Below are 21,050 nucleotides of genomic sequence, written 5' to 3'. Positions count from 1 at the left end.
GCGATGCTCAATTGCGAATATCAGTCATTGTCGAGCAGGCCCGCGCCCGCGCCGTGACGGCGTGAGAGCTCACTCGCGGGCACGTAAGTCCTTTGCACATACGGTGCCACGCGCGCCCATGCCCCTTCCGCAATCGCGATGCCGCGCGTCGATGCCGCCCTTGCGCCGGCGCCTGCGGCCACATCATTCAGCCTGACATGGATGTCGGACACATCCGAAACATCGATGGCGGAAAGATCGCCGGCCGGATCGCCGCGCTCGTCGAACGCGATCTGCAAATCGCCCGTGGAGAGCCGCAGAGAACGCCCGAGAATGCGCGCAGCGAAGGCAGCGAATGGCGCAATAAGTAACGGTCGCGCAATCGGGCCGGCGACGAAGTCGACGGCGGACAGGCGATCCGCGTTGTCGCACAAGGCTGCGCCCAGTGTGATTGGACAGATCGGCGCCGTTGCATGCCAGCGCCCGTTCGCCTCTGCGAAGCGCGTGGTCACGCCCTCGCCCCGGTCGTGCCGTTCGAGAATATCGCTCAGCGCCGGCACCGGGTCGACACCGTGCGCGGCAAGCCAGCGCACCGCCTTGCCGCCTTCCTCGGCGAGCCCCCAGGGCAGGCCGGCGCCGCGGAGCGCCTTCCTGGTTTCGGCTTCAAGCTCATTGAGCGACCAGGTCATATCGCCGCCCCCTCGAGGGGCGGCAGAACCCAATCGTCCGCATCGCACCGCCCGATCTCGTCGAACAGCGGCGCATTCTGGAACATGGTGATGCGCACCCAACGATCCGACTTTGGATCGAACCGCGTTGCACCGAAACAGGCCAGCTTGGCGCGCAGCAGATCGACCGGGCGCATGGCCGCCGACAAGAGGTTGTCGCGCACTTCCGCATAGGGATGCCGCGCCGAAATCTGCACGCGGCGGACGAGGTGCCGGAATTGCGGCTGCTGCATCAGGAAGGTCGCAACCCGGTCATCGCCCACGGCGGCCTGCAAGGCGCGGTAAAGCGCGGCGACATCGCGGGCGATGCCAAGCGGCTGCTCCCGCTCGGCACCATCTTCTTCGTATCGCTCGCCAAGCCGCGGCTCGAGCTTTTCTTCCGAGACATACCAGAAGCGGGCTTGGGCTTCGGCCGCGCTGAAATCGGTCGTGATCGCAAAGCGATAATTCTGCTCAATGAACGCCATGAGCGCGCCGACGGTCATGCTGCCGTCGATCGTGAATTCCGCATCCTCATCGCACGCCATCGTTTCCGCCAGATCGTCGACAAGATCGCCATGCGGTTCGATCAGCAGCGAGACCAGCATCTCCTGCGCTTCCAGGCCGAGAGCCATTTCGGCCCATCGATAGAGCGCGTCATAAGGCAAAGCGCCAAACGGCCCCTGATCGATTTTCGCGGCGAGCTTTTCGAGATCCGCCGCGAGGTCCGCAATGCGCTGCTCCTGCAACGCGTCGGTCGTGTTCCATGTCGCCGTCAGCTTCTGCGCACGCCGCACGAGGATCGGCAGTCGCTGCCACTTCTCCGCGGCGGTTTGAGAGCGGACGCGCGCCAATGCGGTTTCGCGCGCCGTGATCCAGCGATCGAGCAGCGCCGGATGATTGACCAGGAACGGCGCCATGCCGAGTCCGGTGGCATTGCCGACGCCGAGGCTGCGCCGGAGTGTTGGCGCGAGCGTCACCGCTCGCTGCGGGGATCGCACGAGCGCGGTATGATCGAGCAGATCGAATGTGAAGGCCCGGATCAGGAAGACGGCGAGCATCTCCGCCTGAAAGGGCGCGTGAAGTTCTTCGCGCCCGGCAATCGCTTCGCGAACCGCAAGGCCGAACTTGCCGCTGCCATAGACCGCCGTGGTCCGCATGAGATAGCCGACCGGTGTCAGATCCTCCGGCCGGGGCTGTACCCCTTCGGCGAGACACGCCGCAGCCTGTTCGAACAGGCGCACGCTCTTGTTGGCGCGCGCAAGAACGATCTCGCTGTCGCTGACGCGGCCGGCTTCCTGACGCGGGACATTGGCGCGCAGCCGCTCGATGTCGGCGGGCGTCGGGTCGCCATCGAACAGGGCGAAGGTCGCGTCCCATTCCTCGGCGATCACGCGATCGGTTCGCTTTTCCGGCGGCAGGTCATGCGCGAAGGCGACAAGGCTGTATGTGCGTGCAGGCCCCTTCGCGCGATACACGGCGACGCCCTCGCCGCGCGCGTCGACGTCCCAGGTTTCACGCGTGAGACGCCATCCGTCGCGGTCGAGGCGGCGCAGCAGAACGCGCATGAAGGACAGGCGCGTCTGGTGGAAGCTGCCGAGACGGTCGAGGCGCATCACCATATCGGGTGAGCGGAGCGCGACCGACAATGCGGATTGGGAGCCGGCGGTCGGCGCGTTCGGATCAAGCAAGACCGGGTCGGGTCTCATCATGATCACACGCCCTTGCTCGCGGCGCGCCTGGCGGCCGGATTTTGCGCCGGCTGCTCCTGCCCCGCCGCACCGAAGGACCGCTCGAAAAAGTCGAGCCAGTTGCCGCCCATGATCCCGTCGATCTCGGAGGCCGAGAAGCCCACTTCGGCGAGACCGTCGGCAATGCCGGCGAATTGCGTGTTGTTGCGGAACCAGTCCGGCTGCGGCGGAAAGACCGCCGCGCCGAGCGGTCCCGCGGCGCCGCGGGTGTCGCGCGTCCAGCGGCCGACACGCATCCATTCGACCACCGAGTCCGGTTGATCCTGGCACAGATCCGAACCGATCCCGAGATGGCGAACGCCCATCAGCTCGGCCGTACTGGCAGCCATTTCGCAGAAGCTGCGGATCGTGCAGCCGGAGCCGCCCTTGAGATGAAGCGGATAGAGGCTGAAGCCCAGCATGCCGCCACTCCCGGCTAGCGCCTTCAGCACCGTGTCCGACTTGTTGCGCGGCACGTCATGCCAGGACGACGGATTGGCATGGGTGATCGCAATCGGCCGCGACGATAGCTCGATCGCTTCCAGCGTCGAGCGCTCGGCCGAGTGCGACATGTCGATGACCAGTCCGACCCGGTTCATCTCGCGGATCACTTCACGACCCATGCGGGTGATGCCGGGATCTTCCGCCTCATAGCAGCCCGTCGCAAGCAGGCTCTGGTTATTGTAGGAGAGCTGCATGAAGCGCACGCCGAGCTGATGCCAGATCTCGACGAGCGACAGGTCATCCTCGATCGGCGCCGGATTCTGAAAACCGAAGATGACGGCGGTGCGCCCCTCCCGCTTCGCGCGGCGCACGTCGTCGGCCGTACGGGCCGGACAAATCAGATCGGGGAAATCCTGAAACCAGCGATTCCATTGCGCGATGTTGGCAATCGTCTCGCGGAAATTCTCGTGGTAGCAGATCGTGACGTGGATCGCGGTGATGCCGCCGGCGCGAAGCTCCCTGAAAATCTTCTCCGACCAATTGCAATATTGCAGGCCGTCGATGAGGAAGCGATCGCCTGCGGTCATGTCGTTACTCCGGCATTCCCGCGTTGACGTAGGACGTCTTCATCACCGTGAAGAATTCGACCGCCACGCGTCCCTGTTCGCGCGGCCCGTAGGACGACTTTTTCCGCCCGCCGAACGGCACGTGATAATCGGTGCCGGCGGTCGGCAGGTTCACCATCACACAGCCGGTCTTCGAATTGCGGCGGAAGTGGTTGGCGCGCGCCAGCGACTTCGTGATGATGCCTGAGGTCAGCCCGTATGGCGTGTCGTTGGCAAGCTGCAACGCTTCCTCGTAGCTTCCGGCCTCGATCACGCAGGAGATCGGACAGAACATCTCCTCGCGATTGACGCGCATGTCGTTCCTGGTTCGGATGAACAGCGTCGGCGCGAAGTAATAGCCTTCGGTGCGCCGCGTCAGCCGCTCGCCGCCGCACACGCGCTCGCAACCTTCCGATTCGGCGAGCTTGACGTAATCCAGCGCCGTCTTGAGCTGCTTTTCGTCGACCACCGGCCCGATCTGCGTGCCTTCGTCGAGCGCATGACCTACCACCAGGGCTTCCGTCTTGGCCTTGAGCTTGGAGACAAATTCATCATGTACCTTGCGATGCACGATCAGGCGCGAGGATGCAGTGCATTTCTGGCCCGAACCGAAAAAGGCGCCGTTCAGGGCATGCGCGACCGCAAGCTCCATGTCGGCATCGTCCATGACCACGAGCGGGTTCTTGGAGCCGAGTTCGAGCTGGATGCGGGTGAAATTCGGTGCGGCACGGGTCGCGACCTCGCGGCCAACCTCATACGAGCCTGTGAAGCTGACCGCGTCGATATCGGGACTGCCGGCGAGCGCGTTGCCGACGACGCTGCCCGACCCCATCAGCAGGTTGAAAGTGCCCGCCGGAAGGTTCTGACGGCTGATGATTTCCGCGAGCTGCCATGCGATCGCGGGCGTCGCGCTGGCCGGCTTCCAGATCACGGCATTGCCGAAGGCGAGAGCCGGCGCGATCTTCCAGCACGCCGTGGAGAGCGGGAAATTCCACGGCGAAATCACCGCCACGACTCCCACCGGCTCGCGGCGGACATCGACCTCGATGCCGGGGCGTGTCGAATCGACGGCGTCGCCTGAAATACGGAGCGCTTCCGCAGCGAAATACTGGAAGAACTGCCCGGACCGAAACACCTCACCGACGCCCTCGGCGCGCGGCTTGCCTTCTTCACGGGACAGAAGTTCGCCAAGCTCCTGGCTGCGGGCGCAGATCTCGTCGCCGATCGCGATCAGCGCTTTGTACCGGGCCTCGAGCGGCGAGACGCCCCACACCGCGGCAGCATCCCGCGCGGCCGCAATCGCATCGTTCACCTGGGCCGGTGTCGCTTCAGAAAAGTGGCCGACTATGTCCGAGATATCGGAGGGGTTGATGCTCGCCCGCGAGGTGCCCCCGGCCACCCATCGCCCGCCAATATAATTGTGCTTGTCCGATGCCATGGCTTGCCCTGGTTCCGTTGCGACATCGAAGGCCCGAGACATATTTCGGTCAATTCGGAAATCCGATAGTATATTTCGGATTTTCCGAATGTTGAGCTCATGCGAACCTCTCTGGCAACCCTTCGTGTTTTCGATGCCGTCGCCGAATCTGGCAGCATCCGGCTCGCGGCCGAGCGTCTCGGTCGGACGCCGTCGGCTGTGTCCGAAAAGCTGAAACAGTTCGAGCAGGATATCGGGGCGCCGCTGTTTGAAGGCGGCCGAAAGAACCGGCTGACCCCGGTCGGCAGCTTTGTGCAGACGCAAGTCCGCGACCTTCTAAGCCATGTCGACCGCAAGCTCGCCACGCTGCAGGCCTATTCGCGAAACGCCATCGGCCGCATCGATATCGCGTCGGTGCCGTCGATCGCGGTCACGATCCTGCCGACCGTGATCGCACGATTTCGGACACAATGGCCGGCGGTCGAAATCACCGCGCGCGATGCGGATTCGCGAAGCGTGGCCGACCTCGTCCAGTCCGGCACGGTCGAGCTTGGCATCGCCAGCATGTCCGGCGAACGCCGCGCGCTTTCGTTCACCCCATTGTTCGAGGAACCGCTCGGGATCGTCTGCCGACGCGACGACCCGCTGTATCGCAAGCGCAGCGGACGCCGCTGGTCGGACCTGATCGGCCGCACGGTCCTCGCAAACGCGATTTCAGACACCAACACGATCGGCACGCTGCCGCCGCCGGCCCAGGCGCCGATCGTCGTTTACAACGTGCTATCGCTGCTCGCGCTGGTCCGCGCCAATATCGGCATCACCATCCTCCCGCAGCTCTCGGTCAGCGAGCTGCCGTCGGACGTCGGCTTTGTTCCGATTGAAGAGGCGGATGCGAGGCGTACCGTCGGCGTGATCACGCGGGCTGGCGAAGCGTTGTCGCCGGCGACGGCCGCGCTTCTTCACATCGTTCGAGGGGCCTTGCGCGAGATCGCCGGCGATTTCTCAATTACGTTGAGCGAAGACGTCCAGCCGGAGCGCCACTGACGCCACGACGCCGGCGGTCGGTCACTCCTGCGGCGGCGGCGGCGGCGAAGGCCGGTCCGATTCAAAGCCGACTTGCTGCACGCGCCGGATCGCCTCCCTGATCTTCTGGATGCGGGACGCAAACAAATCGTCATGCTCCTTCGCGGCGACCGCAATGTGGATCTCGGTCGCCAAAATATGGAGCTCGTCTGCCAGTTTCGGATACGAACCGAGGACGCCGCGCTGCATCGTGGCGCAGGAGTTGATCGTGAGCCGGGCGCGCGATGGCCACTGACTCGAATTGATCAGGTCTCTCTCACAGAGCGCGATCGCGTTGTTGCAGACATCGCGCAGCAATTGCAGCAATTGTTGCCGGCCAATCGCGCGGCCATCGACAATGTCATTGTTCATGTTCATGGGTAACTGTGGGGGACCACCCCGGCGACCGGGGCGTTTCCGAACACTTATATACGGGACTCGGGTCGCGGCCTATCGCGATGTTCGCACCAACGGAACCCGCATGCCCCGTTACGCCGCTCAATCGGCCTGGATCGAGGGCGCGACCGCGCGCTCCTCTGGTGGAAGTCGGCTGAGAACCACCTGCAATTGCCGGGCTTCCTCCTCAAGTCCGATCCAGCGCAGCTTGCGGATCAGCTTGATCAGGTCGGCCGAAGTGGAGGTTTCCAACGTATCGAGATTCGGCTGGGTCTCAACCTTCTCAACCATAGGCGTTCTCCCATCTCTTTTTGATTGCAGTTCGGCACCCTCGGAGCCGATGACAAGCGGAGCGACGATGGAGTCACCGCGCTGCCGTTTCAGCTATTGAAGCTTCGTCCTCCCGTCAGGAAACGGGTCATCGCCGTCACGAACTTTTGAGTATCCGCAAAAAATTTCTGACTGTCCTTCGACATGATCTCGACGCGCCGCCCCATCCAGTCCTGATAGGCCTTCGCTGCATCGGCCGGATTTTTCGCCTGGGAGAGCTTGCCACCGAGTTCGGATGCCAGATCCCGCTCCAGCTCCATGCGCGACATCCAGTCTGCATTGGCTTGCTCGGCAAGCCGCGAGAGCTCCTTCTGCATCTCCGCGAGCGTGTCGGCCTGCTCTTTTCCGAATTTCGCAAAGTCGGTCGCGCTGAAAGGCGAGGGCCATTTTGTCGGCGCTTCGTTGGGCGACATAGCAACTCCTCCCTGCACATGAATTTTTGATTGTGCGGACGAATCGAAGCCTTGCGCGTTGACCTCAATCAATCGCCGGCGACACCCGCCGCAGATTCTTAACGTCGGAGACGCATATTAGGGCAAATGACCGCTTCCGGCCTGCCTATCGGATACACATTAAAGTGTTTCACTGCGACCCGGCATCCCTATATCGCATATATGCGTTGAGCGCCGATCGCTCCCTCGCAACTCTGTCGAGACTGACCAATGCGAACCAAGACCTTCGCTTTACTGCTGGCTTTTTCCATCTGCATCGTTGTGCCGGGGCAAATCCAGGCCAACGAAGGGGTGCAGTTATCGCAGCGCAACATCGAATTTTCTGCGGCGCAGAAGCAAAAGCCACATCCCCGCAAGCCAAATCCGCCGGCCGCCCCGTTTCATTACCGCGGGTTTGCAGACCCTTCATTCGGGCCGGATGGCAAGCCATACAAGGTGCCCGAGTATCTTCGGAATCAGTGCTACATCGACGAAGGCTACGGGCGGTTCACGGCTTGCAACTATCGCAATTGATTGCCGTCCAGACCTGTCCCGAACTGTTACGCGCGCTGACGCAGGACCCGGCGGATAATCTTGCCGGTGGTCGTCATCGGCATCTCTTCGATGAATTCGATCTCGCGGGGATATTCGTGCGCCGAGAGCCGGGTGCGCACGAAGTCCTGCAATTCGGCTGCCAACTGATCCCGGGGGGTGATCACATTTGGCTTCAACACTACGAATGCCTTCACGATTTCGGTGCGCAGCGGATCGGGCTTGCCGATCGCGGCAGCCAGCGCGACGGCGGGATGCCGGATCAGACAATCCTCGATCTCACCTGGCCCGATCCGATAGCCGGATGAGGTGATGACGTCGTCGTCGCGGCCGACAAAGTGGACATAACCGTCATCGTCGACCAGCCCCTGATCGCCGGTCGTCATCCAGTCCCCTATGAACTTGTCGCGCGTCGCGTCCGGGCGGCCCCAATATTCGCGAAACATCACCGGGTTCGGCCGGCGCACAGCGATCTGCCCGATCGTGCCGGGCTTCACGTGCGCCCCATCCGCGTCGATGACTGCAACGATGTGACCGGGTACCGGTTTGCCGATCGCGCCGGGCCGGGACACCCCGAGCATCGCGCAGGAGGCCAGCACGAGATTGCATTCGGTCTGGCCGTAGAATTCGTTGATGGTCAGACCGAACGCCTCCCTGCCCCATTCCAGCGTTTCTTCGCCGAGCGCCTCACCGCCCGAGCCGATGCTGCGCAGTCTGATGTCGTAACGTCCGCGCGGATTGGGCGCCGAGCGCAACATCCGCAGCGCGGTCGGCGGGATAAAAGCGTTTCGGATCCCGGCGCGCGCCATGAGCGCGTAGGCTTCCTCGGGATCGAACTTGTCGAACCGGCGCGCCACCACCGCAATCCCGTGATGCAGGGATGGCAGCAACGCATCGAGAAGGCCGCCAGCCCATGCCCAGTCCGCCGGCGTCCAGAACAGATCACCGGGTTGCGGGAAGAAGTCGTGCGGCAATTCGAAGCCGGGCATGTGGCCGAGCAGCACGCGATGCGCGTGAAGCGCTCCCTTCGGCGGGCCGGTGGTCCCCGAGGTGTAGATCATCATCGCGGGATCGTCGGCCGACGTATCCGCGGCCGTGAAGGAATCGGAGGCCTTTTCCAGAAGCGATTCAAGGCCGGTCGCACCGTCAGCGTCGCCGTCCGTGCAGATCACGAGCTGCAGATCAGCAGGCAATGCGTCAAGGTCTGCGATCTTCTGCAGACCGAAACCGTTGGTGATGACCGCCTTCGCGCCGGAATTCTGCAGACGATAGGCGAGCGCCTCGGTGCCGAACAGAAGCGCGAGCGGCAGGGCCACGGCGCCCAGCTTGTAGACGGCGATATGCGCGATGACGGCCTCGGGCATCTGCGGCAGCAAAATGGCGACGCGGTCGCCGCGACCGATACCGTGCGCGCGCAAGGCGTTGGCAAGCTGGTTGGACATCCGCATCAGCGCGAGAAAGCTGATGGTGTCGGTCTGCCCGTCGCCGCGAATGTGAATGATGGCTGTTCGCCGCGGGTCGCGCTGCGCCCAACGGTCGCAAACGTCGACGCCGATATTGTATCGGGCCGGAATCGCCCAGCGGAACTCGCGATAGAGCCTGTCGTAATCGTGAATTGGAGGAAGCATCCCGGCGCCTTGCGGGCTGCAAGCTAGTCGGGCAAGAGGTCTGCGTCCAGCAACCGATGCATGCGATGAGCGATACCAGCCCGACGCCGTTTCAATGGCGCCCGATGACGGCGGCCGATCTCGCGCAAGTCGACGTGCTGGCCCAGCGCATCCATCCGGATTTTCCGGAACGCATTGCCGTGCTGGCCGAAAAATTCGAGCTATTCCCGGATGGCTGCTTCGTTCTTGGCGGCCCGGATGCGCCCCTGTCGGGCTATTGTTTCTCGCATCCCTGGAGAGGCGGGCAACCGCCGGCGCTCGACACATTCCTGACGTCGCTCCCCGACAAGCCGGATGCCCATTTCATCCATGACGTGACCGTGGATGCGTCCCTGCGGCGCAGGTCACTCGCATCCGTTCTGGTCCCCAAGCTGGTCGAAGTCGCGCGCGCAATCCCAGTGAGCCGGATGATCCTGGTCGCGGTCAGCGGCAGTGGTCCGTTCTGGACGCGCATGGGATTTCTACGGACCGATGACGATGCGTTGCAGGCGGCGACGCGGGCCAAATACGGAGCGGGCGCCATGCACATGCAGCGTGAGCTTACGTGATCGGCTATTGCGCCAATTGCGCCGTCCGCTGATCGGGCGCAGCCAGGACCAGCGCCCAGAACACCTTGTATTTGGTGTTCGGCACATAGACGGCGGCGATGCCCATCTGGGTCGCGCCCTTCAGCAGCATGTTCGCCTTGTGGGAGGGCGAGTCGCGCCATCCGGAGAAGGCTTCGGCCAGGGTGTGATAGCCCGCGCCGATATTTTCCGCTCCGACCTGCGCGCGATAGCCGGACCGGCGCAGCCGCTGCTGGAAATTGCCGGCGACGTTGTGGTCGAGTTTGTCCTTGGTGGCCATGGCGCGCGCCTGCTCTTCGGCCATTCGCATCAATTGCGGGTCGAGCGTCACCTCGGACAGCATGTTGTTGCGCCGATAGCCGGAAATCATCGAGGCGGCGGCCTGCGGGTCAAGCTGCGCTCCGGGGCGCGCCATGCTCTGATAAAATGACGGCTGGGACGGCGGCGGTTCGGTTGCGCAGCCGGACAGCGCGAGACCGAGCCCGCAAAGAAACGCCGCAACCATAGGACGGCCACCCGCCATATTTGGAAAATCCCCCGCACCCAGCATTGGCAGCAAATTGCTAACTGAACGGTAAATCGGCCGCCGGGGTGCCAAAATCACCGCGCTTTGGGCTTTTTTGGGGCCGCGCGTCGGGGTGCGGGCTTTTCAGGCCCGGATCGCGGTGTGGTGTCCGCCGTATCCACATCATCGTCTGCGGGGCCCTCGATGGCGATAGTCCGGTGCGGAAAGGGCATGACGATGCCTGCGGCCCGGAAGCGCTCGAGAATCGCGAAACAGATATCGCTCTTCACGCCAGCACTATCGCCGAGATTGCGCACCAGCCAGCTGAGCTCGAAGTTGATGGCGCTTTCGCCGAATCCGGTCAAAAACGCCGTCGGCCCCGGGGTCTGCACGATGTGAGGGTGAGACCGCGCGATGTCGAGCAGCGTATCGCGGACCTTTGCCACGTCGCTGTCATAGGCGACGCCGACCTGAACCGCGCCGCGGGCAAACGAGTCGGTGTGCGTGCGGTTCTTGACCACCTGGGTGATCAGCTCGGAATTGGGGATGATCACGCTTGCCCGGTCGCCGGTCTCGATTTCGGTCGCACGCACATGAATGCGCCGCACCCGGCCCTCCTCGCCTTTGACTGCGATCACATCGCCGACGCGGATCGGCCGCTCGGCGAGAAGGATGAGGCCCGAGACAAAATTCGACACAACCGATTGCAGGCCAAACCCGATGCCGATGGAAAGCGCGCCGGCGACCAGTGTGATCTTCTGGAAATCCACCCCGAGCTGGGCCAGCGCCAGCGATATCGCGGCGATCACACCGACATATCCGAAGATGGTCGAGACCGAGTTCTGCAGGCTCGGGTCGAGCGTGGTCCGCGGCAAGAATGTCGCATTGAGCCAGCTTTGAAGCGCACGCGTCGCCAGGATGCCAACCATGAGAATCGCGAAGGCGATGACGATCGTCCTGAGCGAAATCGTCACGTCCCCGATCTTGAAGCCGAAGGTCGCGTCCTTGAGGACGCCCACGAAATCCGCGGCAAAGATTCCCCAGGGGCCGAGCAGCGGCATCAGCACCACCAGCACCAGCAGAAGGCGGATGACGGCGGAGAGCAGCGTGCCCAAGAGTTCAACCGAGCGCGGCCGCATTCCGAAGAAGTGCGCCACGGCTCTGCCACGCGGTGAGGACGCCGTGAGTACTTCGGTAAACAGCGCGTCGATGAAGGTGAGCAGAATATAAAGTGCGCCGATCAGCCCGAGCGCGGCGAGAAAACGCCCGGCGAGGAACGCGGCAAGGCCGATATATCCGGTCACCAGGGCGGCGATGATGCCGATGGCCAGCAGCCATCCGGCGCTGCGCAACCACCCCGACCCTGCGACATCGTCCTCGAGCGCTTCGCGGTGTCCCAGGAGAAACAGGAATTGCGAGAGCAGCGCGACGATGATGACGGCGAAGATCACGTTGGTCGCGACCGTCAGGGCGACCGGCGCCACGATGGCCTGCAAAACCGCATTGAGCAGGACGACGGCGCCGAGAATGCGGGCCGCCCAGGTGAGCCGCCCGGCAACGAGGCGAGCGGTCTCGTCCTTCACGGCAAGCAGTCGCCGGTCCGGTTCGTCCGGCGCAAACAATCCGATCGCAACGCCGTGGCCAAAAGCAGCGATCCCGACCGCAGCGACGAGTGACAGGCCGATCGTGCCCACACGTTCGGTCAGGAGACCGAATGCATTGAGGATCAGCAGCGCCCCCAGCACGATCGCCGGACTGGTCACGCCAATCCGGATCAGCGACTTCAGCGCGAAGAACGATTTCGCAAATCGCGTACCGAGTTCCTTCGGCTGAAAATCACGGCGCACGAACCAGCGCAGGAACAAGCCGGCGGATATGAGGAACACAAGCAGTGCGACGCCCGCAGCGACAAGATTCCACTGCGTCGCGTTGGCGGTCAGATGATCCATCCAGCCTTGGCCAACCAGAACCAGTCCATGCCACGCATCCGGGGTGGCGCGTACGGCCTGCGCCCAGAAGGCGGGATCGGCCGCACTGGCATTTCGCCCAAGCAATTGCTGGGTGAACAATTCACGCCGGCGTTCGGTGATGCGCACTGAAAGATTGTCGGCGCGAAGTTGAAGAAGCCGTGTCTGCTTGAGAGCGCCATCGAGGACGGCACGGCGCTCTTCGAGCCGCGACCGCTCCTCGGTCAGGGCCGGGTCTTCCTTCGGCTCGCCTTCCTCGGGCGCTGCGCCGAGTTGCTTCAAACGGGTTTCGACATCCGCATGCCGGCTTTCCAGCGAGCCTATGATTTCGCGCAATTCATCGCGAACCGGTTCGAGCCGTCCGCGGTGCTGAACCAGCGTCGAATCGCCGATATCGGCGGCGCGAAGCGATGCATCGATCTGGTCAATCGCCTCGCGCAACCGCTCAATGGCCGGAGCCGTGCGCGACAGAGCCGGACGGCGCGCGCCATTTTGGGTTGCGTCGGATTGCGCGGCTGGCTTTGCCTCGCCGCCCTTGGGCGACTGCGCTCCGGCTTTCGGCGCGGGCGCCTTTGCGGCGGGCTCCTCGCTCCTGTCGCCTTTGGCCGCAGGCTTGTCCTGCGCGAAGGCCGTCGGCGCGGCGATGGGAGCGAACGGGAGGATCGCGCCAAGCGCACAGGCGACGATCGCGAAGCGGACGAGAGCGAGTTTCGACATCGGCCCTGTCAAACAGCGGAATCCGCAGGGAATAAGGCATGCTCGCCCACGCAATCCCCCCATGCAAGCCGCCTCGCCGCCTTGAACGCTGCGCCGTTCCGTTTCGACAGGAGATGTTCGCGCGCAACGCCCGTGTGTTCGCACAGTTTGAGCGCCACGGTGCCGCCCCGAGCCATGACCGGCGCTATGACACGGGCGGCGACCGCCCGCGGCGCATGCCGGGAGGCCGCGATATAGATGAATTTCTCGTCTTCCCAGGGCACGTCCGCATCCTTGATTCGGCGATGCATGCGCGACCGCGCCACACGGCGCGCGAAATGACACCAGTCCGGCGCGCGGAGCGGGCAGGTCAGCGCATGCGGACAGGGCGCAACGAGATGAGCGCCGGCCGCGATCAGTTGATCCCGCACCTCGAGAATCCGCGACCATCCGGCGGGGGTGCCAGGCTCGACCACAACCAGGGTGTCCGCTGTTGCCTCCCACAGCCGCGCGATCAGCGGGCCCCGCTGGTCCTGCGCAAGCTCGTCGAGCACATAGGCAAGAATGACGAGATCGTGTGGCGTCAGCGCCGGCGGCATTGAGGCGAGATCAGCCGATTGCCACGCGGCTCCCTCGAAAGAGGACGCTGCGACCAACGCTTCGCCCCAGCGCCTCATAAGAGCGCTCCCTTCGATCAGGGTCGCTCGTGAAATGCGGGGCCAGCAATCACGCGCGGCAAACAAAGCGGTGCCGGGTCCGGCACCGACGTCGAGGACGCTACCGGGTGAAAAATCCGGCAGCATGTCACGGACCGCGTCGAGACTGGCGCGGATCGCAGCGAAGGTGGCCGGCATGCGCACCGCCAGATAGGCACGCGCTGCGAGATCGTCCGACACATGCGCCCGGCCATCGCGGGTCTCGGCCCGGTAGCGGGCCGACAGCCGCGCGGAAGCGCTGCGCAAATCGGCCAGCGGAATGCCGTCCAGCGCCTGGTCAATCAACTCGTGCAACGCAGCCGGTAATTGCATCTTCACGTCTTGCGACTGGGCGTGCACGGACATTGGAGATGTCGTCGTTTCAACGCCGCGCCTTTCGCATGCTCGTACGAGCGCCAGTTCACCTCATTCGCCCAGAAAACGTCTCACGCAAAATCAAAACCGCAACAGGGACCGTGCTCCGAGCACCATTGCATTCGGCCAAACGCCGCCGTCGGGGCGCCAGATGATCTGAAGATCGGGCTGGATCGTCCAGCCCGGGACGATTTGAGCGACATAGGTCAACTCGAGATTGGCTTCATATGTCTGAACGACCTCCGGAACACCAGTGAAAGCAAAAACGTCGGCCTCAAATCCTCGCACGCCTTTTGAGAATTTGCTGAAAATGACGGAGGCTCCGAACCGGTCGTCGGGGCGGCTCGCAAACAGATTCGCGAAAATGATGCCGCCATCGACATAAAAGCTGATCTGGTTGCGGTCATTCGGGCTCGCGGAAATGCGACTGAAAACGGAGATGCCACTCTGATTGTCGCCGCCTGGCGGCCGGTAGAGCTGCTGATCGATGATAGCATAAACGCCATAGTCGCCATTGTGCTGGCGCGCGATTCCCGTGCTCATGGGATCCGCCAGCGGCAGGCCATCATTCGCATAGCGATTATCCGCGAATGCGCCTGTGTGGTACCAGCCGCCCAATTTCAATGTCGATGCCAGTCCGACATCCTTCTTGTCGTTGTTGCGGGTGAACTGAACTTCACTGATCAGAAATGGCGGATCGTTGACCCGAAAATTCAGCCCGCGCCGATTGCTGAGCTCCGGGTCAGTATCTGGACGCGCAGGATTGCCGTTCAGCACAGCAAAGAACCAGGCGACGTCTTTCATCGGCTCGATCTTGAGGCGGACGCCGGGAGTCGACAGCGGGTAGGCGGCGCCGCCTCCCGGCAGGTTGGCAGCCGCGATGGTCGGCCAGTCGCTCTGCAGGAACATCGTGGACAATTCGCTGTAGAAGAATTCGCTGTCCGCCGCGAGCTGTCCGATACGGATGCTCGCCTTGTCGCCGGCAAACTTCTGCTCCAGCCAGAGTTCCGACAGCCGGGTCGAGGGCATCGCCTCAATGGCCGCGATGGTATTGATCCCACCGACGTAATCACGGCGGATCCGGCCGTCATTGTAGATCTGGAACATGTTGGCGAAGAATGAGAGGCCCCTCGCGCCAGCGAGCTTCTCGAGATCGACGGTGATGATCTCCTGAACTTTACCTTGCTGAACGGTTCCGGTTTGGCGTCCACCGCGCAGGTTCGACAAGACATCCTGTGTGTGTTCGATGCCGAATACGACACCGCGCTCGGACAACCATTGGCGCCAGCCCCATGGGTCACCGTTGCTCGGAAGGCTGGTGGCCACCGACGGATCGGGAATGCCCTTCGGGGCGCTATCCCACCATGCCTGCGCCATGGCCTGGCTCGCTGCAAGCGCGCCTAGCAGTGCAAGGCCGGCGGATCGGCAAAGCGGAGCGAGCAGGGTCACTGAGGGCCTCAGACTCGGAGGTTGGAACGATGGACAGTTTCACGACAATCGCCAAGAAGAACCATCTCTCCTTATTGCAACTAATTCGCAATTGCAATACTGCGGCTCGATGCGTGGCGCGCGGAAACCTCACGATTTCAGGCCGGATGAGTGGAGACTTCCGCCCCGGCGCCGGACGCAATGTCCCGGGCTTTGTCCTTCCCTGGGACCGCCGGCATGAAGAGCCGCGACATCACCGGGATGACGAGCAGACTGCAGATCGGTGACAGGAGCATGCCGCCGACAATGACGCAGGCGAGCGGCTGTTGCACCTGCGAGCCAATTCCGGTGGAAATCGCGGCCGGGACGAGACCGATGCAAGCCGACAGTCCGGTCATGAAGATCTGGCGCATCCGGGTCTGACCGGCGTCGATAATGGCCGCCTCGGTATTCATGCCCTCGTCGATATTGTTGCGAATGTAAGAGACGAGCAGGATGCCATCCATTGCCGAGACGCCGAACAGCGAGATGAAGCCGACAGCCGCCGAGACGCTGGCGTTCAGTCCGCCGACATAAAGACCCAGCACCCCGCCTGCGACCGCGAACGGAATGCCGGATAGCGCCAGCAGGCTGTCCCGGAACGAATTGAAAAGGCTGTAAAGCAGCATCAGGATGAACAACAGGCTCAGCGGCACGATGAAAGCGAGCCTGCGTTTGGCATCCTGCAACGCGCCAAACTCGCCGGACCATTCCATGCTGTAGCCTTGCGGCATCTTTACCGTTTGCGCGACGCGCTCTTGCGCCTCGGCCACGGTCGATCCGAGATCGCGTTCGCGCACGCTGTACTTCAGGGGGATGAAGCGCTGGCTGTTTTCGCGATAGATATAGGCGGCGCCGGACTCCAGTTTCACCTCGCCGAGATTGCCGAGCGGAATGTAAGCGGGAAGCGCTTTCGGATCCTGACTCGGCAGCGCGACCGGAATGTTTCGGATCGCGTCGACGCTGGTTCGATAGTTCGGCGCGAGCCGCACCGTCAGCCCGAAATTCATCTCCCCTTCATAAACGCGGGTCACCTCCTGCCCACCAATCGCGGCTTGAACTACCGTATTGATGTCGGAAGCCGAAAAGCCGTAACGGGCAGCGGCGGCGCGATCGATGCGTATCGTCAGATTTGGCTGACCGAGCAGGTTGAAGGCTGCGGGGTCACGGACGCCCTCGACTTTCGATATCTCGGTTTTCAGGTCCTTCGAAATTCGCTCGAGCTCTTCGAGGCTACGGCCAAAAATCTTGATCGAGTTTTCGCCTTTGACGCCTGACACCGCCTCTTCGATATTGTCCTGGATATATTGTGAGAAGTTGAAGTCGACGCCGACAAATTCCCGATTGAGGCGCTCGCTCAATTCCTTCACCAGGGCTTCTTTCGTCAGCCCCTTCGGCCATTGATCAAAAGGCTTCAGCGGGACGAAGAATTCGGCGAGGAACGCCCCGTCCGGATCGAGCCCCTCCTCTCCTCGGCCCTGCTCCGAAATCACGGTACGAACCGGCGGATAGCTTCCGATAACGGCTCGGATGCGAGCCACCGTATCCATGCCCGCTTCCAGCGCGATCGTGGGCGGCATGGTGGCACGAATCCACATATTGCCTTCTTCGAGCTTGGGCAGGAACTCAGTACCAAGTCGCATGCCCAGCACCGTGCAGACGACAAGGAACGCGACGGCGATCATCGCCGAGATGCGCGCATTCCGGACGGCGAGCGGCAGGATGGCCTGATAGACCCTGCGCAATCCGCGCACCAGGATTGTCTCGACCTCGCTGACCCTTTCGGGCAGCAGCAGCGAAGCGACGACCGGCGTCACGGTGAAAGTCGCAATCACCGCACCAAGAAGCGCGTAAGCATAGGTTCGAGCCATTGGGCCGAATATCTGCCCTTCGACACCCTGCATCGTGAACAGGGGGATGAAGGCCGCGATGGTGATGATCACCGAGAAGAAGATCGGGCGATCGACTTCAACTGCCGCGATGAGAATGCGGCGCTGACGCTCGCTGTGGCGGTCGGACGGCGGAACACTGTGCGGATCGTAATGGGCCAAATGCCGGAAAATGTTCTCCACCATGATGACGGTGCCGTCGACAATGATGCCGAGGTCGATGGCGCCGACTGACAGGAGGTTGGCCGATTCGCCGCGCAAAACGGTGATCATCACCGCAAGAAGCAAGGCGACCGGAATTGTCGCTGCAACAATGATTGCGCAGCGAAGATTCCCGAGGAAAATCCATTGAATGAGAAAGATGAGAGCGATGCCGAACAGGAGATTGTGCATCACCGTATCCACGGTGATCGCTACGAGGTCGCCGCGATCATAGAACGGGACGATTTCAACACCCTTGGGCAGGGTGCCGTCGGTGTTGATCTTATGCACGGCTTCGCGCACACGCTTGACGACGTCCATCGTGCGCTCGAACTTCTGCATCAGCACGATGCCAGTCACGGTATCTGTGCGATCGTCGCGGCCCGACATGCCAAGCCTGGGCTTGAAGCCAACCTTCACATTGGCGATGTCGGACAGAAGCACCGGGACACCGGCCTGCTGTGTCAGGACGATGTTGCGGATGTCGTCCAGATTCGACAATACGCCGAGGCCGCGCACATTGACGGACTGTTCGCCCATCGAAATGGTCCGGCCGCCGACATTCACATTGCTCGACGAGATCGCGCTGACCACCTGCGGCAGCGTGACCGCCGAAGCCATCATTTTGTTAAGATCGATCTCGACCTGAAACTCCTTGGTGTTGCCGCCCATGACCGCGACGTCTGCGACACCAGGAACGATGCGTAGACGTCGTTCAACCACCCAGTCCTGAAGCGTCTTGAGCTGCGTCGTGTCCATTCCCGGTGGACCGCGAAGCTCGTAGCGGAAGATTTCGCTGATGCCGCCTGCCGGCGAAATGACCGGTTGAACGTCATTCGGCAGACTCGCATCCTTTAGGCGATTGATCGTTTGCTGGCGGACAAAATGGTAGTCCTGCCCGTATTCGAACTGCAGACGGACGAAACTGAGCGCAAAGACCGTATTTGAGCGCACAAACTTCAAGCCTGGCGTGCTCGCGACCGCGAGTTCGATCGGGATGGTGACGTAACGTTCGACCTCTTCCGGAGACTGGCCCGGCCATTGCGCAATGATCTCGATGATCGGGGGCGCGGGATCCGGGTAGGCTTCGATGTTGAGCGTACGGAACGCCGCGTAGCCCACGCCCAGAAAGGCAAAAAAGCCAATCAGGACGAGCCACTGGCGCGCCAGCCCAAACGCGATAATGCCACGGATCATTATGCGGCGACCGTCCTGCGCTTCTGCGTGCGGGTCACTGCTTTCCCTCGTTGTCGACGAAGATCGCTCCGCGTACGACGACAATCTCACCAGGTTTCAGTCCGTCGCGGATCTGCACCCGGCCGTCCTGCTCGGAACCAATCGTCACGTTGCGGCGCTCAAATGCCTGCGGCCCGGATTGCACCCAAACGAGGGCTTTTTCGCCTTCACGGATGACGGCTGCGGTCGGGACGCACGGATAGGCCGCTTCCGCCGACACGACGATGCGAAAATTTGCAAACATCTCGGCCTTGAGCATGCCATCGGGATTTGGAATCTCCGACCGTACGACAACGCGGCGCGTCCCCACATCGGACGAGGAACCGATGGCGATGATGCGGGCATTGAAAACGCGGTCAGGTAGGGCCAGCACCTTCACCTCGAGTTCCTGGCCAACCTTCACGTATGGAATATCGCTTTCCGGTACATGCGCTTTCAGCCACATCGTCGACATGTCGGAAATCGCATAGAGCTGTTCGCCACTGTCACTGCGGACATATTGCCCTGGACCGACCTTGCGATTGATCACTGTACCAGCGATGGGAGCATTCACGGTGATCAGCCCATTGATCGTACGTTCCTTCTCGATCCGGGCGACCTCGTTATCGTCCCGTCCGACAATGACGCGAAGGCGGTTGCGTGCGGACTTCAGAGCGCCCTCGGCGACGGCGAGATCGGATTCTGCGCCGGCCAGTTCATTACGCGCTTCATCGACCTCGCGCTGCGAGGTGGCCTTTTCGGAAAGCAGCAGGCTCTGCCGGTCAAAAACCCGCTTTGCCAACGCATGTTGCGACTTGGCCTTCTCAAGTCCCTGAACGGCGGCGATCAATTCAGTCTGCGCTTGAACGACCTCCGGACTATCGATCTCGAAGAGCGGATCGCCGGCGCGCACCTGGTCGCCGACCCGCGCAATCAACCGGGTGACGCGTCCGGAAAATGGAGTGAGCACAACGGTGCTGGCATCCTCATTGAATGCGATCTGGCCGATCGCCGACTTCCTGAGCTTGAAATCATATTGTTCAGCAGGTGCGACGGAGAGTTGAAGCATTTGCTCGCTGCCGACCCTGACGACCCGCGCGTCGGCGGGCGGAGCGGCATTGGCCGCAAGCGGATACAGCGAAAATCCCACCGCAAAAGCAATAGAGATGGAGCTGACGCGTTTCATCACATTGAACCTAGTGTCTGTTCGCGGTCACGAGTTGTGGGTCTGCGGCCTTGTTCCACCAGCCGCCACCCAGCGATTGAAACAGGAGAATCGCGTCGGTGAGCAGCTGCGCTTCGGCTTGAACCCGCGCGATTGATGTCTGCAAAAATGCCTGTTGGGTAGTCAGCAGCAGCTGAACGCTGGATTGCCCTCGCTCGATCTGACGCCGCGTGAGCTCGAAGCTGCGTTCGGCGGCGCGTTCGGCTTCCTTTGCCGCAACCAGTGCCCGGGAATCGGCCTGCAAGGCGCGCAGGGAATCGGCGACGTTCTGGAACGCCGTCAGCACCACGGTCCGGTATTGGGCTTCGACCTGCGCGAAGTTTTCCTCGGCTGCGATCTGCTTGTTCAGAAGCGTGCCAGCGGAAAAAATCGGCTGCAGCACATTGCCTGCCAACATCCAGAGACCGGTGTGCGGAGAAAACAGCTGCGACATCGCCACCGCGCTGTTTCCCAGATTTCCCGTCAGGGTTATTTGCGGCAGGCGGTTTGCGAGCGCGACACCGATCTGCGCGTTGGCCTGGCGCATGTTGGCCTGGGCGACACGAACATCCGGTCGCTGAAGAATAAGGTCGGCGGGCAGACTGACCGGAATCGTGTGCGGCAAGGCAATCGATCCCATCTGAAACTGGGCGTTTACCCCTTGGCTTGGAAATCGGCCGGTCAACACCGACAGGGAGTGACGCTGGGCTTCCAGTTGCTTCTGTAATCCGGGAAGCAACATTTTAGCCTGGGCGAGCGCCGTCTCCTGCGCGGCAACATCGGGTTCTGCAATCTGGCCTGCCTGGTGCTGCTTTCGCAGAACGTCCAGCAAGCTTGTCTGCGAGCCGATGATGCGCGTGGTCGTCGATATCTGTCCCCGCAGCGACATCTCCTGCACGGCGGCCAAGGCGATGTTGGCGGCGAGCGTGAGATAGGCGGCCTCGCGCTGA

Annotated in this window: 18 protein-coding genes; 3 read left to right on the top strand and 15 right to left on the bottom strand. The window is 62.5% G+C overall.

Annotated elements, in window-relative coordinates; genetic code table 11:
- Positions 1-20: 20 nt before the first annotated feature.
- From VN004_RS11570 to VN004_RS11555, 4 genes are read right to left on the bottom strand one after another with little or no spacing between them, the layout of a single operon-like run.
- Positions 21-668, bottom strand: coding sequence for a DUF3726 domain-containing protein (locus VN004_RS11570; protein WP_325610100.1), 648 nt, complete (start codon positions 666-668; stop codon positions 21-23).
- Positions 665-2,398: a hypothetical protein gene (locus tag VN004_RS11565; RefSeq protein ID WP_325610098.1), complete on the bottom strand. Its 1,734-nt coding sequence runs from the start codon at positions 2,396-2,398 to the stop codon at positions 665-667. Before VN004_RS11565 ends, VN004_RS11570 begins: the two co-directional genes overlap by 4 nt.
- Before the next feature lie 2 nt (positions 2,399-2,400).
- The gene (locus tag VN004_RS11560) at positions 2,401-3,447 is read right to left on the bottom strand and encodes a membrane dipeptidase (RefSeq protein ID WP_325610095.1); all 1,047 of its coding nucleotides are present in this window, start codon (positions 3,445-3,447) and stop codon (positions 2,401-2,403) included.
- Positions 3,448-3,451: 4 nt separating this feature from the next.
- Positions 3,452-4,903 carry an aldehyde dehydrogenase family protein gene (locus VN004_RS11555; protein WP_325610093.1) on the bottom strand — a complete coding sequence of 484 codons (1,452 nt, stop codon included), beginning with the start codon at positions 4,901-4,903 and terminating at the stop codon, positions 3,452-3,454.
- Positions 4,904-5,002: 99 nt separating this feature from the next.
- On the opposite strand from VN004_RS11555, the gene VN004_RS11550 reads away from it, so the two are divergent.
- The gene (locus VN004_RS11550; RefSeq protein ID WP_325610091.1) at positions 5,003-5,926 is read left to right on the top strand and encodes a LysR family transcriptional regulator; all 924 of its coding nucleotides are present in this window, start codon (positions 5,003-5,005) and stop codon (positions 5,924-5,926) included.
- Between the two features lie 21 nt (positions 5,927-5,947).
- On the opposite strand, the gene VN004_RS11545 is transcribed toward VN004_RS11550, so the two are convergent.
- The 3 genes from VN004_RS11545 to VN004_RS11535 all read right to left on the bottom strand — a co-directional run bounded on the left by VN004_RS11545 (position 5,948) and on the right by VN004_RS11535 (position 7,155).
- Positions 5,948-6,322, bottom strand: a complete 375-nt coding sequence (locus VN004_RS11545; RefSeq protein ID WP_325610089.1) for a hypothetical protein — start codon at positions 6,320-6,322, stop codon at positions 5,948-5,950.
- A 120-nt stretch (positions 6,323-6,442) separates the two neighbouring features.
- Entirely contained in the window at positions 6,443-6,631 is a 189-nt protein-coding gene (locus tag VN004_RS11540) for a hypothetical protein (protein WP_325610086.1), read from the bottom strand.
- Positions 6,632-6,720: 89 nt separating this feature from the next.
- The gene (locus VN004_RS11535) at positions 6,721-7,155 is read right to left on the bottom strand and encodes a hypothetical protein (RefSeq protein WP_325610084.1); all 435 of its coding nucleotides are present in this window, start codon (positions 7,153-7,155) and stop codon (positions 6,721-6,723) included.
- Positions 7,156-7,332: 177 nt separating this feature from the next.
- Between VN004_RS11535 and VN004_RS11530 the strand changes: the two genes are divergently transcribed.
- The gene (locus tag VN004_RS11530; protein ID WP_325610082.1) at positions 7,333-7,635 is read left to right on the top strand and encodes a hypothetical protein; all 303 of its coding nucleotides are present in this window, start codon (positions 7,333-7,335) and stop codon (positions 7,633-7,635) included.
- A gap of 26 nt (positions 7,636-7,661) precedes the next feature.
- On the opposite strand, the gene VN004_RS11525 is transcribed toward VN004_RS11530, so the two are convergent.
- On the bottom strand, positions 7,662-9,281 hold the full coding sequence (locus VN004_RS11525) for an acyl-CoA synthetase (RefSeq protein WP_325610080.1): 1,620 nt from the start codon (positions 9,279-9,281) through the stop codon (positions 7,662-7,664).
- A 65-nt stretch (positions 9,282-9,346) separates the two neighbouring features.
- On the opposite strand from VN004_RS11525, the gene VN004_RS11520 reads away from it, so the two are divergent.
- Positions 9,347-9,868, top strand: coding sequence for a GNAT family N-acetyltransferase (locus VN004_RS11520; RefSeq protein ID WP_325610078.1), 522 nt, complete (start codon positions 9,347-9,349; stop codon positions 9,866-9,868).
- A 4-nt stretch (positions 9,869-9,872) separates the two neighbouring features.
- Here the strand turns inward: VN004_RS11520 and VN004_RS11515 are convergent, their stop codons facing one another.
- From VN004_RS11515 to VN004_RS11485, 7 genes are all read right to left on the bottom strand, one after another.
- Positions 9,873-10,391, bottom strand: coding sequence for a CAP domain-containing protein (locus tag VN004_RS11515; RefSeq protein ID WP_325610076.1), 519 nt, complete (start codon positions 10,389-10,391; stop codon positions 9,873-9,875).
- Positions 10,392-10,486: 95 nt separating this feature from the next.
- Complete coding sequence (locus VN004_RS11510; protein WP_325610074.1) at positions 10,487-13,075, bottom strand: DUF3772 domain-containing protein; 2,589 nt, start codon at positions 13,073-13,075, stop codon at positions 10,487-10,489.
- 8 nt (positions 13,076-13,083) lie between these two features.
- Positions 13,084-14,082 (bottom strand): small ribosomal subunit Rsm22 family protein, encoded by a 999-nt coding sequence (locus VN004_RS11505; RefSeq protein WP_325610111.1) that lies wholly within the window; start codon positions 14,080-14,082, stop codon positions 13,084-13,086.
- Positions 14,083-14,205: 123 nt separating this feature from the next.
- Positions 14,206-15,573 carry a carbohydrate porin gene (locus tag VN004_RS11500; RefSeq protein ID WP_325610071.1) on the bottom strand — a complete coding sequence of 456 codons (1,368 nt, stop codon included), beginning with the start codon at positions 15,571-15,573 and terminating at the stop codon, positions 14,206-14,208.
- 137 nt (positions 15,574-15,710) lie between these two features.
- Positions 15,711-18,878, bottom strand: a complete 3,168-nt coding sequence (locus VN004_RS11495; protein WP_325610069.1) for a CusA/CzcA family heavy metal efflux RND transporter — start codon at positions 18,876-18,878, stop codon at positions 15,711-15,713.
- A gap of 34 nt (positions 18,879-18,912) precedes the next feature.
- On the bottom strand, positions 18,913-20,082 hold the full coding sequence (locus tag VN004_RS11490; protein WP_325610067.1) for an efflux RND transporter periplasmic adaptor subunit: 1,170 nt from the start codon (positions 20,080-20,082) through the stop codon (positions 18,913-18,915).
- Between the two features lie 10 nt (positions 20,083-20,092).
- On the bottom strand, positions 20,093-21,050 hold a 958-nt coding region (locus VN004_RS11485; protein ID WP_325610064.1), incomplete at its 5' end, for an efflux transporter outer membrane subunit.

The organism is Pseudorhodoplanes sp. (genome assembly GCF_035565855.1).
Lineage (GTDB): Bacteria > Pseudomonadota > Alphaproteobacteria > Rhizobiales > Xanthobacteraceae > Pseudorhodoplanes.
This window is presented reverse-complemented; position numbering and strand designations above follow the sequence as displayed.

Bases quoted from the DNA above. Each gene is read 5' to 3' on its own strand.
- VN004_RS11530 (WP_325610082.1), top strand. From the start codon at position 7,333: ATGCGAACCAAGACCTTCGCTTTACTGCTGGCTTTTTCCATCTGCATC.
- VN004_RS11515 (WP_325610076.1), bottom strand. From the start codon at position 10,391: ATGGTTGCGGCGTTTCTTTGCGGGCTCGGTCTCGCGCTGTCCGGCTGC.
- VN004_RS11525 (WP_325610080.1), bottom strand. From the start codon at position 9,281: ATGCTTCCTCCAATTCACGATTACGACAGGCTCTATCGCGAGTTCCGC.
- VN004_RS11510 (WP_325610074.1), bottom strand. From the start codon at position 13,075: ATGTCGAAACTCGCTCTCGTCCGCTTCGCGATCGTCGCCTGTGCGCTT.
- VN004_RS11505 (WP_325610111.1), bottom strand. From the start codon at position 14,082: ATGCAATTACCGGCTGCGTTGCACGAGTTGATTGACCAGGCGCTGGAC.
- VN004_RS11570 (WP_325610100.1), bottom strand. From the start codon at position 668: ATGACCTGGTCGCTCAATGAGCTTGAAGCCGAAACCAGGAAGGCGCTC.
- VN004_RS11495 (WP_325610069.1), bottom strand. From the start codon at position 18,878: ATGATCCGTGGCATTATCGCGTTTGGGCTGGCGCGCCAGTGGCTCGTC.
- VN004_RS11550 (WP_325610091.1), top strand. From the start codon at position 5,003: ATGCGAACCTCTCTGGCAACCCTTCGTGTTTTCGATGCCGTCGCCGAA.
- VN004_RS11560 (WP_325610095.1), bottom strand. From the start codon at position 3,447: ATGACCGCAGGCGATCGCTTCCTCATCGACGGCCTGCAATATTGCAAT.
- VN004_RS11545 (WP_325610089.1), bottom strand. From the start codon at position 6,322: ATGAACATGAACAATGACATTGTCGATGGCCGCGCGATTGGCCGGCAA.
- VN004_RS11520 (WP_325610078.1), top strand. From the start codon at position 9,347: ATGAGCGATACCAGCCCGACGCCGTTTCAATGGCGCCCGATGACGGCG.
- VN004_RS11565 (WP_325610098.1), bottom strand. From the start codon at position 2,398: ATGATGAGACCCGACCCGGTCTTGCTTGATCCGAACGCGCCGACCGCC.
- VN004_RS11555 (WP_325610093.1), bottom strand. From the start codon at position 4,903: ATGGCATCGGACAAGCACAATTATATTGGCGGGCGATGGGTGGCCGGG.
- VN004_RS11490 (WP_325610067.1), bottom strand. From the start codon at position 20,082: ATGAAACGCGTCAGCTCCATCTCTATTGCTTTTGCGGTGGGATTTTCG.
- VN004_RS11540 (WP_325610086.1), bottom strand. From the start codon at position 6,631: ATGGTTGAGAAGGTTGAGACCCAGCCGAATCTCGATACGTTGGAAACC.